A 14,328-nucleotide genomic window follows, 5' to 3' on the forward strand; every position below is an offset into this window, starting at 1 on the left:
TAGCTTTCGAATCGTGATACGTTGTGATCACGAAACGAACAGGATGAATTCGCAAGGAAAGATTGCGTTTATTCGCTTTTGACATGAACAAAAGATCCATTTTTATCCATCTCCCCAATAAATTGCTCTATTTGTTTATGGATGCGTTGTAAAATGTCTATGTTTCGGACATACGGTGCAGAAGTTTTATCCACATGTTTATCCAACAAATAAAACCCTTGCAATAATTCGCCTTTCAAAGCGGATAATAATGGTTTTAAACCATACTCGATGGCGAGCATATGATGGCTGCTTCCGCCTACCATGACGGGCAGAATCGGTGTCCCTTTGAACGAATCTTCCGGGAATAGATCAATCAATGCTTTTAACACGCCCGTATAGGATCCCTTGTAGACAGGCGATCCAATGACGATTCCATCGGCGTTTTTAAAATCATTGACAATCGAAGTGATTTGTGGATCGTCAAAACGTGCATTGAATATCGTCTCCGGCTCAACATCTCTTACGGACACCTTTTTTACATTACATCCACGATAAGCTAACAAATCGCTGATTTGCTGCAATACAAGCGCTGTGTGTGAATAAGTTGTCGGGTTTCCCGATAAAACGATAATCTGCTTCAATTTTTTTTCACACCCTTTCTATTTGAAAATTGAAAAAACAAATAATAATCAAAATTTAAGATTGCTCTCATTCTAATACCGTGTATTCATACCTGTCAACTATGAATTTTATTTTTGTTTATTCTGAATTTTATGTTGATTTTATTGCGCGGACATGTTATTTTGATGAATAAATCCACCATTGTCTTTTATCTTTTTCCAAAAGCGGAAGGAGCTTTCCAATAAAAAGTCTATCCCCCGATATCTATCAGGTAGGCAAGAATATACCATTTTAGCGTATTCATAAGTTCTTCTTTTTAAAAAACGAAGACTTTTTTACTGGGAAAACGAAGGAAGTGATGTGCAAAGCGAAATGTTCTGTTTTTTAGTCTTTAATCATAGTAAACATATCGACATAATTGAATTATGGTGCGTGGAAAGCAAAATTTTGGCGTTTCAAAGACAAACAATGTTTTAAATGAACATCCAATTCAATATAGAAAGGGGTTGTTGATGATGCTGGGGACAAACTTGAATGAAAAAAAGGCATTGCCGACGGTTCAAAGGGGCTGGGCTGAATTGATCCGAAAGGAAGACTGGTGGGCAGTGTGGATCGGACTTTTTCTGGTTGTGATAGCTATATTCTTTTGGTTGGCAGGGTCTTCCATTAAAGTGTTAACAGCCCAAATTCCAAAATGGGGAGACATTCATACTTTAACGACCACGTTAAGTCAACATTTCGGTTCCATCATTCTGTTGTTGGCCATTTATATTGTTTTATTTTCGATCGCTGCCTTCTTTTTGCAAGTAAAAACGAGTCACTTTATTTCCGGATTTATCGTTTTATTTATACTCAGCGTTTTAATCAATATTTTTAGTTCTTGGGAATGGGCGCAGCAATATAATTTGGAAGCTCCTCTTGTTGCCCTTGCTTTAGGGCTTATTATCGGCAACTTAATACCTATTCCCGAATGGTTTGGAACGGCGCTCAGGACGGAACTTTACGTGAAAGTGGGGATTGTGTTTCTTGGGGCAACGCTTCCTTTCACACTGATCATAAAGGCTGGTCCTGTTGCCTTTCTCCAGGCAACGATCATTGCTGTGGCAACATTCCTTGTCATTTATTTCGTGGGAACCAGATGGCTGGGATTGGATAAACGATTTGCGGCCACATTAGGTGCAGGGGGTTCCATTTGCGGTGTTTCGGCTTCGATTGCCGTAGGCAGTTCCATAAAAGCAAAAAAAGAACATGTTTCCGTCTCGATTTCACTTGTTGTGATTTGGGCAGTATTTATGATTTTTGCTCTTTCGCTTATTATCAAATGGCTTGGATTACCAGCAGGACAAGCGGGAGCGTGGATTGGAACATCAGAATTTGCAGATGCGGCGGGAATAACGGCTGCCAGCTCATTCGGCGATAAAGCGCTCGTAGCCTTTACACTCATGAAGGTCATCGGTCGTGATATCTTTATAGGGGTTTGGTGCTTCATACTTACGTTCATTTCAATCACTTGGTGGGAAAAGAGAAATGAAGGTGCAAAAGCGGATACGTCTGAAATATGGCGCCGATTTCCTAAGTTTGTGATTGGTTTTTTTAGCGCCTCAGCCATCCTGACCATCCTTTTGGCCGGCTCTTCGGCCGTTCAGGCAGATGTGATTAATACAGAGATTATTGCACCAATCAAAGAACTGAGAACATGGGCTTTTACTTTTTGTTTCCTGTCGATTGGATTGACAACTCGTTTTAAAGAATTAACATCGGTTGGTTGGAAACCGCTTGCCGCCTTCAGTGCAGGGGTCGTGGTGAACGTCGTTTTGGGATATATTTTATCTATTCTTGTCTTTGGCTCTTATTGGGCGAATCTATCATCATAAAGAAAAAAGGCCTATGTACAGTTCAACTTTCATAGGCCTTTTTTCTGCTGATCAACACGAATATTAAAGGAGTGCTGTTGAATGAATAAAAATCAACTGACTTGTAATCAAAAAATCTGTTTTATTTTCGAAATTTGGGATCGACAGATTTGGTTTCCGCGCAAAATAAAACCTCTTAAAAGGTCATCCCGTTTTCACCAAGTGAATTCACGACATGTGAGAGAATTGAAGGATCGTTTATCGCTTCGATTGGAGAAGATTGCTTGCATGATGGACATTTTGCAAGAAGCGCATGATCATTGGATGATTTACGAAAAAAAGAACCAAATCATTATGGAAACCGCTACTTTTGGTTTTAGTGAAGCTCTCGACATCTTGTCCAGACATGGTTTCACCAATGGCGATTATATTTTGAAAGTGGAATACGAACGAAAATGGGGAATGCTGTGATTCTTTTCCGTTTTACGAAACTCGGAAGAAATGTATAAACAAAAAAGTCTTTCAACGAACTAAACAGCGAGATTCCAAATTTTCAAGGAACTGATTTCAAAACGATTTTTGTAATCTCGGGAACGGCGAAAAAACGATATGGAAGACGGGTGGTGCCTAATCCGCGATTCACATAAAGTGTGAGTCTGTGGTGTTTTGTCAGTTCATAGCGTCCTTCTGGATATTTTGTTCCAAAGGGTGGGGTAATCAATGCCCCGATGAAAGGCAGTTTGATTTGTCCGCCATGGCTATGACCGCTCAATTGTAGTTGAATAGGAAAAAGAGAAGCCTCATCCGCTAAATCAGGTGCATGAGATAATAAAATCGTAAATTGATTTTCTGGGATTTTTTTGATCGTTTCATAAAGATTCGGTGATCCGAGCATAGCATCGTCAATTCCAGCGATGTAGATGCGTTGTTGGTTAATCATAGAGATTGTTCTGCTTTCATTGCGGAGAATTTGAAAGCTCGATTTTTCCATGATGTTTTTATAAATTTCTGTTCCATAGCCTCCGTGATCGTGATTGCCGTAAACGGCGAACTTTCCAAAAGGGGCTTTGATTTTCCCGAGAATGTCAGGGAGAACATGCTTTTTTGGAAACTGACCAGGGTGGTCTAACAAATCGCCTGTAAAGAATACAATGTCAGGTTGCAAAGAATTGATGATGGCGACATGTTTTTGCAATTGATTCAAAGTATATTGAAATCCAATATGAGTATCGCTGAATAGAACGATCGACATTCCGTCAAATGACGGAGGAATGAGAGGATGGTAAAATTCTTCCACATGGATATCCAGCCGTTTCGGTTCTATATAATGTGCGTAGGCCAGTCCTCCGCCGGACAACCCTAGAAAAGCCAAAAAAGTGCCTGCCATCTTTTGGAGAAACATTCTTCTCGATATTCTCATGTTCACGTTGATCCACACCTATTCTTGTCATGGGGGATACCCACTCATAAAAAGTGGATTGGCGTTTTTTCTTTTCAAAAAACGGGAATTTTCATGTTGCAGCAGCAAGTGCTGTCATTCCTAAACACGAATCATTTGCTTTCTAGTAAACTGATTCAAAAAGTTTCTGTTATTATTCTATGGACGTGCAATCAAATGTATTGCTTATTTTCGATTCAAGTGTTACTTTTTGAATAGATGAAGCTGCACAATAAAAGATGGCAGCTTAAAGGAGGCTGCAGCCGTGCAAAAAGAAAATCGGTTTGAAATGTTTTTCCTTCCTTCTAAAAAAGGAATGATACGGGTGTTTATCTATGGATTTGATGCTCCCGGAAGCTGGGGACAGGTGTTTGCCCAGTATCATGAATATACCATCAATATGAAAGGGTATAATAAAAAGAAGACGATCATTCAAACATTAAATAAATTAAATGAAAGATTAATAAATGAAAACCTCTAAATTCCGCTTCGGCGGAATTTTTCTCTTATCAGCGTTTTTTTATAAATAATGAAAAAGGACGAGGATCATTGGGGGTCATTCTGGCGGGAACCCGCTTTTTTTCATATAATATAATTGAGATTTTTAAATTTTTTGTTAAGAGAAAGTTCGTAAGAAGCGGATGATTGGTAGAATTAGCGAACTTTTGAATGATTCGACAACCTCAAGTATTTTGAATCGAGCGATTTTTCCGGCTAATAAAGCAGAATATAGCACATTTTTGAAACGGGACAAGGAATTTTTCCCTATGTTCATACTTTTGCTGAATATGCGCCTAGGAAAAGCCGTTTGGCCTATTCTAAATAAAAGACGGAAACAAGATTTTTGCTGATGGGGGCTTGTTTATGGACGCATTGGAAATTATGGCGAATTTAGATAGAGTAGTTCCTTACTTTCAACCGATCTTTAGCGCAGATGAACATAGCATCATTGGGTACGAGGTGTTGGGAAGATATTTAGGGGAAAATGGACCGGTAAGTTTAGGAGATTTCTTTGAAGATGAGGAAGTGCCGGATGAATTTCGGTTAGAGGCGGATAATCACATCTTAAGGCAGGCGCTCAATCGTTTTATGGAGGAAGAAGCGGAAGGACATCTGTTTATCAACAGGGATGCTCGTTTACTGATGATGGACAAAGAAGAAGAATTTCTCAATATATTGCTCGGGTACAAAGAAACGGGTCTTGATCTACATAAAATTGTGCTTGAGATTTCGGAAAAAAAATATACGAGTGATCTTGAACATCTATTACAATACTATAAAACATTTGGCATACAAATTGCGATTGATCATATTGGGGAAGAGAATGTCAATATTCATAAGTTTACCGGTTCTTATCCGGATATATTAAAAGTCAGCTTGCAAGCTCTTCGACATGATGCCGGAAACCGGGCATACAAAGACATTCTTCACTCTTTGTCGATATTAGCAAGAAAAATCGGCGCTTCTCTGCTTTTTGAAAAAATAGAAATCGAATTTCAGCTTCAATATGCGTGGAAACATGGAGGCCGGTATTATCAAGGCTGCTACTTGCAAGAGCCAATACCCGGTTTTTTGCCTTGCGATGTTCTTAAGGAGAAATTGAGGAGAAAATTCCAAGAATTTATTCTTCATGAAAAGCGCATGCTGGAAAAAGTATATCTTCAGGCGGAATCCATACAAAACGATTTGCAAACACTTTTGCCGAAATTAAGGAAACAAACGGATTCGAGGATTGAACTGCTCAAAGAACTGGCTGCTTATTTTGATCCGATGTGTTTTCGTTTCTACATATGTGATGAAAACGGATTTGAAGTGACGCCGAACTTGTTGAAAAAGGATGGGGAGTGGATTGTACAGCCGGAGTATTTAAATAAAAACTGGAGCTGGCGTCCCTACTTTCTGGAAAACATTCTCCGCATGCGCAAAAACCGTACCGGTCTTTTATCAGATTTGTATTCTGATCTTGAAACGGGGGAAATAATCCGCACGTTCTCCTATCCAGTCAATGATCATGAATATTTATTTATGGACATTACGTACGATTATTTATACGAGCATGATGGTCTTCTTTATTAAAATAGGTTCGAATAGCTCATTCAGCACCTGGACATATTAACTATACACAATATAAGGCTAGAGGTGCTGAATATGAGTTTTTTTATGTGGATTTTAACATTGGCGGGCGTTGTAGTGGTTTCCGGATCTCTTTTATACACGATTCTGATCATACAAGAGCAAAAACTGAAACGAACATACGATTCTGCGATCCCAAAAGCTGTTCAAGATCATCCCTATATTCGAAACCCTGTTATATGGACCGTAGTGATCGGAACAGGTCTTGTGCTTTTTTATATATTTTATGAGGCGGTCATTTATGGCTATTTATAGAAGGAACAGACCTCGTTCAGAATCGTGAATAAAGAAAAACGGGCCATTGTGACTAGTGATAGAAAATCGTGTAGACAATATCAGAACATGTTATCCTTTACATCTATTTCTTCAATAAGAAAAGAGAGGAAAATTTTCGCTTGGATCGATTCTATCTTTGCTTATCTTGTATTTCTTTTGCAAGATGTGTTTCCATTTCTTGAAACTGTACACAAGAAGATGTTTATGCTTCCTTCCTGTTAGCAGAGGCTAAAAAAAATTTGAAAAAAATAAAATAGTTGGCGGCTTAAAAGATGTATGGTATATTTCTCTTGTTTCTTTTTTTCTACACTAATTTGTACGGGCGGAAGTAGACCATTTATTTAGAAAGGGGAATCCTAGCGTATGTCACAATTGCTCGGCATTATTCAACGACTCAAGTCATTGCAAGAAGGAAGCGAGACAGGAGAGGTCCAGCAACGGCTGTTTGAACTGAACGGTAAAACCATTTGCCAAGTTAAATATTTCCCAAATAAAGATACGTTTGAGTTAGAAGTGTTCGATCAAGACGGTAAATCCAAAAAGTATCCGTTTGATGACATCGATATGACCGCCATTGAAATTTTTGATTTACTTCAGGAAGAACGGCAGCAATAATCGAGTTCCCTTGTTGAGGATTTGGTCTCAATAGGGGATTTTTCATGTCAAAATACTGTAGAAAAGAATCAATTTCTGGTATAATGACAGAAATTCAAAATATAAATAACGAGTGCGGGTGAAACCGGTGACCTTTATCATTGTTTTGTTAATCATCCAACTTTTCTTTTTGCTGCTGATGTCTGCGGAGCTCGCAGGAACAAGAAAGGAATTGACGGAAATCCGTAAAATTTTGTCTGATCAATCTTCTAAAAAGCCGACGGATCGGTCATAGCTGTTTTGCAAGAGCGTCAAGTTCTTTAGGCAGCGGAACTGATAAAGTGCTTTAAGTGCTTTGTTTGCTGAACTTAGAAGGGCTTATTCCTTTTTTATATTTTCCAAGGTGTTTTAGGAGCAAGAAATTCGGGTATATGGTAAAATGTAAAAAGAAATCAAGCGCTTACATAAAGCGGCAATTTTATCTGGAGGAGATGGAATGATTTCTTTCCAAAGTGAAGAATTTTTAGAAACAAAGATTTCGGATTTCTTAATTCCTTCTGAAAAAGTAGCCCATGTACAGTTAGAAAACAGCTTGGAACATGCTCTTCTAGTTCTGACAAAAAGCGGTTATACCGCAATTCCTGTCCTTGATCCTCAATTTCGTTTACATGGGCTTATCAGTTCTCCAATGATCACAGAAGCAATCCTCGGTCTTGAACGGATTGAATTTGAAAGACTCGAACAATTAAAGGTAAAAGATGTATATAATTCTAAAATTCCTACGTTAAAATCTGATGATCGCTTTAAAAAGGCGCTTGGATTATTGATTGATCATCCTTTTCTTTGTGCGGTGGACGACAGTGGATATTTTGAAGGCATTTTAACGAGGAGAATCATATTAAAGCAATTAAACCGCCACGTGGATCAATTAAATCATTTTTAAGGGCTGCTCCCGGTATTGGGAGCATCTCTCTTTTTGGCAAATATCCAATCCCCGTTTAATAGGGCTGCATTTTCATTTCAGGAAGATTGAAATAATGAATGGGAATTCGCGATTGAAAAGAGGTGTTGTGGATGATGGATAGCGAAGCATCTGTTTCCGGTTTGAAGCAAACAAAGCGGCCTTATGTTCTTGCGGCTGTTATGCTGGCGATGTTCATGGGTGCTGTTGAATCGACGATCGTCTCAACGGCAATGCCTGACATTGTCTCTGATCTTGGAGGATTTTCCCTCTATGGCTGGGTGTTTTCTGCTTATCTGCTTATGAATTCGGTCACTGTTCTTATTTATGGGAAATTATCCGATCTGTTAGGCCGTAAACCAATCATTTCGATAGGAATCATTTTATTTTTAATTGGATCGACTTTGTGTGGGTTTGCTCAGTCGATGGGACAGCTTATTTTGTATCGCTTTATTCAAGGTATTGGAGCAGGAGCTGTCATGCCAATAGCGAATACGATTATTGGCGATATTTATACGAAAGAAGAAAGAGCAAAAGTACAAGGATATTTATCTAGTGTTTGGGGTATTTCGGCCATTGTCGGTCCCGCTGTCGGCGGAATATTGGTGGAATATGTCAGCTGGCATTTTGTTTTTTGGATGAACATACCTTTGGGAGTGCTATCGCTTCTTGGCATTTGGCTGTTTTTTCATGAACATTTAGAGAAGAAAAATGCCGAAATTGATTACTTAGGGGCGATTTTCTTTACAATCGCTATCTCCTCTTTTATGTTTTTGTTAGTGGAAGGCGGAGTGAATATTGGGTGGCGTTCAAATGCCAGCGTCGGAATATGGTTTGGAATAGTCCTTTTTTTGGGCTTATTTATTTGGCAGGAAAAGCGGGCAAAAGAGCCTCTCGTTCCGTTTGCCATTTGGAAGGTCCCTTCTATTGCTATTGCGAATGTGGTTTCCTTTATAACGGGAGTGATGCTGATCGGCATTAGTTCTTTTCTTCCAACGTATGTACAAGGTGTGATGGGAGAAAATGCCACCATTGCCGGATTTGCCTTGACGGCCATGTCCATTGGTTGGCCGATTGCTTCTACCGTATCCGGAAGATTATTATTAAAAATTGGGTACCGATATACTTCGCTGCTCGGAGGGATCTTTCTTGTTATCGGTGGATTGCTTTTTGTTTTCATGAAATCGTCCTCAGGTCCGTTATGGGCGGCTGTCTCTTCGTTTTTCGTCGGAGTGGGGATGGGATTAACATCCACCGCTTTCATTGTATCCATTCAAAGCACGGTTGAATGGCAGCAAAGAGGGATCGCCACAGCTACCAATATGTTTATGAGAAATCTTGGAAATACAGTCGGTGCTGCTTTGCTGGGGGGGATTTTAAACAGCCGCCTCCAACGTTATTTGGAACACCGTACAGATTCTCAATATGCTTCTATCAATTCAATTAATTCTTTGCTTGGCAACGGCGGGAATAGCCGGATTCCGTCTAGTTTAGTCTCCGTTCTGAGAAACGGTTTGTCCGCTTCCCTGCATACTGTATTTTTGGTTGTCTTTTTCTGCGGTCTTCTCTCTTTTGTTTTGGTGATGTTTTTGCCTAAAAAAGAATAGCGAAAATTTCTTGCGAAATAGAACGAACAGAAGGGAAATAGGTCATGTCTTTTTCGGAGTTTCAACTATTATCTGTTCTGGCTCAAGAAATGAATATGCGAAAAGCGGCTGAACGGCTGTTTGTATCTCAGCCCGCTCTTTCTCAGCGTTTGCAGAACATTGAAAAAGAATGGGGAACAAGGTTGTTCAACCGTTCCCCAAAAGGATTGACTTTGACACCTGCCGGGGAATTGGTGGTGGATTTTGCAAACGAAATTCTGGAACGAAAAGAAAAAGTGCTGGAAAAAATTCATTCATTTGAATCGGAAGTACATGGTACGCTAAAAATTGCCTGTGCCTCCATTGTAGGGCAAAATTGGCTTCCGAAAGTATTAAAGCAATTTGTCGAAAAGTATCCTCATGCCAAGATTTCGTTGATGACGGGATGGAGCAGCGAAATAGCGAAGGCGCTTTATGAAGGAGAAGTGCATATAGGCATCCTTCGCGGAACACCCGATTGGAAAAGCCGAAAAATTCATTTATTCAAGGACAGGCTTTACCTGGTTGACAAGGAAATTCGCCGAGTCGAAGAAGTATTGGAAACTGACAGGCCGTTTATCCAATTTAAAAGCGACTCCAACTATTATCAAGAAATCCAGAATTGGTGGCATCGTCAGTTTCAAATGGCCCCAAAACGAACGATTATTGTCGACCAAATCGAAACGTGCAAGCAGATGACGTTTAACGGGATCGGCTATGCGATTCTCCCTGCGATCACGCTTCATCAGTGGGAATCAGATTTTTATAAAATTCCTCTTCACGATGAACATGGGCTGCCAATGGCGAGGGATACTTGGCTAATGGGATATGATTCCGCCTTTGAACTAAGACAGGTGGAGGCTTTTGTGGAAGTAGTCAATGATTATTTGGCAGAGCAGTCGACAAGTTTTGAATAAAATCTCTTGTACTAAGGACTTTCCTTTGCTAAAGTAGTATCAAACGTTCATCTGCTTTTACGGCGGTTTGTGTTCAACCGCTGCCAAAAATACATATTGAGTGGTTTTCCAAATATGGACAAGGAGGAAGAGTTTTTTTATGAAAATGTTGGACGCACATGAGATCATTTCATTTATCAGCAACAGCAAAAAATCTACACCAGTAAAAGTTTATATAAAAGGAAATTTAGATGGAATCGACTTTGGTCCTTCTGCCAAAACCTTTATTAACGGCAATACAGGTGTAGTGTTCGGCGAATGGGCGGAAATTTCACAAGCGATTCAAAACAATGAAGATCGCATTGACGATTATGTAATCGAAAATGATCGCCGCAATTCTGCTTTGCCTCTAATTGATTTAAAAGGAATCAATGCACGTATCGAACCTGGTGCCATTATCCGCGATCAAGTGGAAATCGGCGATGGGGCCGTCATCATGATGGGTGCCGTCATTAATATTGGCTCCGTTATCGGCGAAGGAACGATGATTGATATGAATGCGGTTCTTGGAGGACGTGCGACTGTCGGGAAAAACTGCCATATAGGAGCAGGTGCCGTTCTTGCAGGTGTAATTGAACCTCCTTCTGCAAAACCTGTCATTATTGAAGATGATGTGCTTGTTGGCGCTAATGCGGTTATTTTGGAGGGTGTAACTGTCGGAAAAGGTTCGGTCGTAGCAGCCGGTGCGATCGTAACAAAAGATGTTCCGCCTAATACGGTGGTGGCTGGTGCTCCTGCAAGAGTGATCAAAGAAATTGATGAAAAGACAAAATCCAAAACAGAAATTATGCAGGAACTTCGGAATTTATAATGTGAATCAGCGTGGATGCCAACATCCACGCTTGTTTGTAGTTTTTCATTAAAGGAAGCGGATGAACTTTCTACGTTCCGCCGTTTACGGAAAAAAGGAAAGAAAGGGAGAAATCGCATGGCTATCAGCCAGTTTATTCAAATACGCCGTGATTTACACCAAATTCCAGAGCTTGGTTTTCAAGAAGTAAAAACGCAGAAATATTTGCTTGAGTATCTTCAAACATTACCGCAAGAACGAATGGAAATAGAAACATGGAGAACCGGAATTTTTGTAAAAATAAAAGGATTAAAACCTGAAAAAACGATTGGCTATCGAACAGATATGGACGGGCTCCCCATCGAGGAAGAAACGGGTTTGCCTTTTCGATCCACACATCCAGGGCGTATGCATGCTTGCGGTCATGACGTTCATATGAGTATTGCCCTTGGTGTGTTAACGCATTTTGTTCATCATCCTGTCCGTGATGATCTTGTTTTTCTGTTTCAGCCTGCTGAAGAAGGACCGGGCGGGGCTTTGCCGATGATGGAGAGCGAACAAATGAAAAAGTGGAGACCCGACATGATTTTTGCCCTTCATATAGCCCCCGAATATCCGGCCGGTACGATTGCACTTAAAGAAGGACTGCTATTTGCCAATACGTCGGAATTGTATATTGATTTAAAAGGAAAAGGGGGGCATGCTGCCTATCCTCATAAAACAAAGGATATGGTGATAGCGTCAGCCCATCTTGTCACACAGCTGCAATCGATCGTATCTAGAAATGTAGATCCGCTTGACAGCGCTGTCGTTACTATAGGGAAAATGACTGCCGGCACCGTTCAAAACGCTATTGCTGAAACGGCTCGATTGGAAGGAACCATTCGTACCCTTTCTCCGGAAGCGATGGAAAAAGTAAAAGAACGGATTGAAGCGATTCTGCATGGCATCGAGATTGCGTTTGATTGCGAGGCATCGATAGATTATGGTTGTCGTTATTATCAAGTGAACAATGATCCTGAGCTGACCAGCGATTTTATTCGTTTCTTGGAAAAGCAAGAGGATATCACATTTGTTCCTTGTCGTGAAGCGATGACAGGTGAAGATTTTGGCTATATGCTGAAAGAAATTCCCGGGTTTATGTTTTGGTTGGGAGTTGGTTCGCCTTATGGACTTCACCATTCTAAGTTAAATCCTGATGAAAAGGCGATTGAAACCGGTATTCAAGCTATCACCTCTTACTTGACCAGTTTGTCAAACCGCGAATGAAATTCGACGGATCATAAAAACGAATGGAACGGATTTGCAATAGGGCGTGCGTCTGCTGTTGGCAGCGCCGCCCTTTTCTATGTGCGCCCGGCATGTACATGAACTATAGGGTGTAAGTCCCGAACCCCGAAGACAGAAGTAGAGGTTAGCCAAGAGCAAGGGTGTCCGTGGTGACGCGGAATCTGAAGGAAGCTGGAGGCAAAACACCGGTCCGAGGAACACGAACCTCATATAAGGCTAGGTATGATTGAGTGAGTTTGCATAACAAAACAAAGCTCTTTCTGTCGAAGGTCATATCGAGTAAATGAGGCGGATAGATGGTGTGAAAGTGCATGTACTTACCCGGGGAGGTCTGGCGGATATGTGAAGTACTCTTCATAACCTACTTAGTGATAAGTAGCTGAACCGTCAGAAGTCAGCAGAGGTCATAGTATTAGTTGGTCTAGAACAACTAAGAAGGACCGAACAATTAAGAGAGAATAGCCCTTGGTATTCAGTGAGTCATGATGAACACAGAAAACGTAGTACCTCACTTGAGGGAGGAAGCGGTGAATCCCGTGGGAGACCTCTTGGAGGGTGGAGTGACCACTGGCATAAAGAGAACAGCTATTCACGGAAGTTATAAAGACTTGCGTCAATTATCTTAATTGAACCGCCGTATACGGAACCGTACGTACGGTGGTGTGAGAGGACGGGAGTTAATCGCTCCCTCCTACTCGATTAAATGAAGGCGTATTTTTAACATTCCATTTTCAAGTTTATACAGAAGTGCTTCCGTATCATGATGGTTAAAAAAGCTTCTTTTGAAATGAAAGGCATAATATTTTGTTCCGCTAAAAAAACATGGTAAACTTAAAATGAAAATAGTAATCAATTCCAATCGTAGTAGTTTTCCTTTTAATGGGACACAATAAAAAAGGAGAATTTCTTCTGATTAAAATTATTTCTTTTTTATACTTATTTTAATTGACTAGCAATGTATTATTTATTATAATGACAAGTGTAATCAAGAGAAAGTAATTGAGAATATCTTCGTTACTTTCTCAATAAACTATATATTAAAATCAAATGGAGGGATCTGTATCATGGCAGAACGTTTAGTAGGGAAGCAAGCTCCGCGTTTTGAAATGGAAGCAGTATTGCCAAACAAAGAATTTGGAAAAGTTAGCTTGGAAGAAAACATGAAAAATGGCAAATGGACTGTTTTATTCTTCTACCCAATGGACTTCACATTTGTTTGCCCAACAGAAATTACAGCCATTTCTGACCGCTATGATGAATTTGAAGATCTGGATGCTGTTGTAATCGGTGCTTCTACTGATACCGTTCATACCCACTTAGCTTGGATCAATACTGATCGTTCCGAAAACGGAATTGGAGAAATCAAATACCCACTTGCAGCTGACCATAACCATAAAGTAGCTCGTGATTATGGTGTTCTAATCGAAGAAGAAGGTGTCGCTCTTCGCGGTCTCTTCATCATCAATCCTGAAGGTGAACTTCAATATCAAGTAGTTCATCATAACAATATCGGCCGTGACGTCGATGAAGTACTCCGTGTGCTTCAAGCACTTCAAACGGGTGGATTGTGCCCTGCAAACTGGAAACCAGGTCAAGCTACTTTGGAAGTAAAATAAGCTTAGCTTTCGATTAGCTTATAAGAGAGTATATCCAGCTTTCCCCATTCGTCTGAACATCTCTCTAGCTTGAATTCTTCCGGTAGATTGGAAACGACAGCCGGGGGTTTCTAAGTAAGAGGAATGATTTGCAAATGGGAAGCAGGATCGTGATTGGAAGGAGGCCTAACCGAAGTCGTTAGGCCTTTTTTCA

Annotated in this window: 15 protein-coding genes; 13 read left to right on the forward strand and 2 right to left on the reverse strand. The window is 40.3% G+C overall.

All coding sequences use genetic code 11. The features are described from left to right. Positions 1-68: 68 nt before the first annotated feature. Positions 69-623, reverse strand: coding sequence for an NADPH-dependent FMN reductase (gene ssuE, locus BSM4216_RS05685; protein WP_048623054.1), 555 nt, complete (start codon positions 621-623; stop codon positions 69-71). Between the two features lie 495 nt (positions 624-1,118). On the opposite strand from ssuE, the gene BSM4216_RS05690 reads away from it, so the two are divergent. Together BSM4216_RS05690 and BSM4216_RS05695 are read left to right on the forward strand one after the other, a co-directional pair. Beyond that, complete coding sequence (locus BSM4216_RS05690; RefSeq protein WP_048623055.1) at positions 1,119-2,477, forward strand: YeiH family protein; 1,359 nt, start codon at positions 1,119-1,121, stop codon at positions 2,475-2,477. Positions 2,478-2,558: 81 nt separating this feature from the next. Then, a complete protein-coding gene (locus BSM4216_RS05695; protein ID WP_048623056.1) occupies positions 2,559-2,927 on the forward strand; it encodes a hypothetical protein in 369 nt (122 codons plus the stop codon). Positions 2,928-3,009: 82 nt separating this feature from the next. Here the strand turns inward: BSM4216_RS05695 and BSM4216_RS05700 are convergent, their stop codons facing one another. Then, positions 3,010-3,876 carry a metallophosphoesterase gene (locus tag BSM4216_RS05700; protein ID WP_003354386.1) on the reverse strand — a complete coding sequence of 289 codons (867 nt, stop codon included), beginning with the start codon at positions 3,874-3,876 and terminating at the stop codon, positions 3,010-3,012. 283 nt (positions 3,877-4,159) lie between these two features. On the opposite strand from BSM4216_RS05700, the gene BSM4216_RS05705 reads away from it, so the two are divergent. The 11 genes from BSM4216_RS05705 (at position 4,160) to BSM4216_RS05750 (ending at position 14,135) form a co-directional block, all read left to right on the forward strand. Beyond that, entirely contained in the window at positions 4,160-4,375 is a 216-nt protein-coding gene (locus BSM4216_RS05705) for a hypothetical protein (protein WP_003354387.1), read from the forward strand. A gap of 383 nt (positions 4,376-4,758) precedes the next feature. Continuing rightward, positions 4,759-5,970, forward strand: coding sequence for an EAL domain-containing protein (locus tag BSM4216_RS05710; RefSeq protein ID WP_048623057.1), 1,212 nt, complete (start codon positions 4,759-4,761; stop codon positions 5,968-5,970). A 72-nt stretch (positions 5,971-6,042) separates the two neighbouring features. Then, positions 6,043-6,282, forward strand: coding sequence for a hypothetical protein (locus BSM4216_RS05715; protein WP_003354389.1), 240 nt, complete (start codon positions 6,043-6,045; stop codon positions 6,280-6,282). Positions 6,283-6,666: 384 nt separating this feature from the next. Next, a complete protein-coding gene (locus BSM4216_RS05720) occupies positions 6,667-6,918 on the forward strand; it encodes a YkuJ family protein (RefSeq protein ID WP_003354390.1) in 252 nt (83 codons plus the stop codon). Positions 6,919-7,045: 127 nt separating this feature from the next. Next, positions 7,046-7,192: a hypothetical protein gene (locus BSM4216_RS16675; RefSeq protein WP_155814574.1), complete on the forward strand. Its 147-nt coding sequence runs from the start codon at positions 7,046-7,048 to the stop codon at positions 7,190-7,192. 201 nt (positions 7,193-7,393) lie between these two features. Beyond that, positions 7,394-7,840 carry a cyclic-di-AMP-binding protein CbpB gene (gene cbpB, locus BSM4216_RS05725; protein ID WP_048623058.1) on the forward strand — a complete coding sequence of 149 codons (447 nt, stop codon included), beginning with the start codon at positions 7,394-7,396 and terminating at the stop codon, positions 7,838-7,840. A gap of 134 nt (positions 7,841-7,974) precedes the next feature. Continuing rightward, entirely contained in the window at positions 7,975-9,465 is a 1,491-nt protein-coding gene (locus BSM4216_RS05730; RefSeq protein WP_048624414.1) for an MDR family MFS transporter, read from the forward strand. A 44-nt stretch (positions 9,466-9,509) separates the two neighbouring features. Beyond that, positions 9,510-10,400 (forward strand): transcriptional regulator CcpC, encoded by an 891-nt coding sequence (locus tag BSM4216_RS05735; protein ID WP_003354395.1) that lies wholly within the window; start codon positions 9,510-9,512, stop codon positions 10,398-10,400. Between the two features lie 139 nt (positions 10,401-10,539). Beyond that, positions 10,540-11,250: a 2,3,4,5-tetrahydropyridine-2,6-dicarboxylate N-acetyltransferase gene (gene dapD, locus BSM4216_RS05740; protein ID WP_048623059.1), complete on the forward strand. Its 711-nt coding sequence runs from the start codon at positions 10,540-10,542 to the stop codon at positions 11,248-11,250. 117 nt (positions 11,251-11,367) lie between these two features. Further along, positions 11,368-12,498 carry an N-acetyldiaminopimelate deacetylase gene (locus BSM4216_RS05745; RefSeq protein WP_048624415.1) on the forward strand — a complete coding sequence of 377 codons (1,131 nt, stop codon included), beginning with the start codon at positions 11,368-11,370 and terminating at the stop codon, positions 12,496-12,498. 1,085 nt (positions 12,499-13,583) lie between these two features. Next, entirely contained in the window at positions 13,584-14,135 is a 552-nt protein-coding gene (locus tag BSM4216_RS05750) for a peroxiredoxin (RefSeq protein ID WP_048623060.1), read from the forward strand. The last annotated feature ends 193 nt before the right edge of the window (positions 14,136-14,328 follow it).

The organism is Bacillus smithii, assembly GCF_001050115.1.
Lineage (GTDB): Bacteria > Bacillota > Bacilli > Bacillales > DSM-4216 > Bacillus_O > Bacillus_O smithii.

Coding starts and splice junctions, on each gene's coding strand:
- dapD (WP_048623059.1), top strand. CDS start 10,540: ATGAAAATGTTGGACGCACATGAGATCATTTCATTTATCAGCAACAGC.
- BSM4216_RS05710 (WP_048623057.1), top strand. CDS start 4,759: ATGGACGCATTGGAAATTATGGCGAATTTAGATAGAGTAGTTCCTTAC.
- BSM4216_RS05715 (WP_003354389.1), top strand. CDS start 6,043: ATGAGTTTTTTTATGTGGATTTTAACATTGGCGGGCGTTGTAGTGGTT.
- BSM4216_RS05750 (WP_048623060.1), top strand. CDS start 13,584: ATGGCAGAACGTTTAGTAGGGAAGCAAGCTCCGCGTTTTGAAATGGAA.
- BSM4216_RS05735 (WP_003354395.1), top strand. CDS start 9,510: ATGTCTTTTTCGGAGTTTCAACTATTATCTGTTCTGGCTCAAGAAATG.
- cbpB (WP_048623058.1), top strand. CDS start 7,394: ATGATTTCTTTCCAAAGTGAAGAATTTTTAGAAACAAAGATTTCGGAT.
- BSM4216_RS05745 (WP_048624415.1), top strand. CDS start 11,368: ATGGCTATCAGCCAGTTTATTCAAATACGCCGTGATTTACACCAAATT.
- BSM4216_RS05730 (WP_048624414.1), top strand. CDS start 7,975: ATGGATAGCGAAGCATCTGTTTCCGGTTTGAAGCAAACAAAGCGGCCT.
- BSM4216_RS05695 (WP_048623056.1), top strand. CDS start 2,559: ATGAATAAAAATCAACTGACTTGTAATCAAAAAATCTGTTTTATTTTC.
- BSM4216_RS05700 (WP_003354386.1), bottom strand. CDS start 3,876: ATGAGAATATCGAGAAGAATGTTTCTCCAAAAGATGGCAGGCACTTTT.
- BSM4216_RS05690 (WP_048623055.1), top strand. CDS start 1,119: ATGCTGGGGACAAACTTGAATGAAAAAAAGGCATTGCCGACGGTTCAA.
- BSM4216_RS05720 (WP_003354390.1), top strand. CDS start 6,667: ATGTCACAATTGCTCGGCATTATTCAACGACTCAAGTCATTGCAAGAA.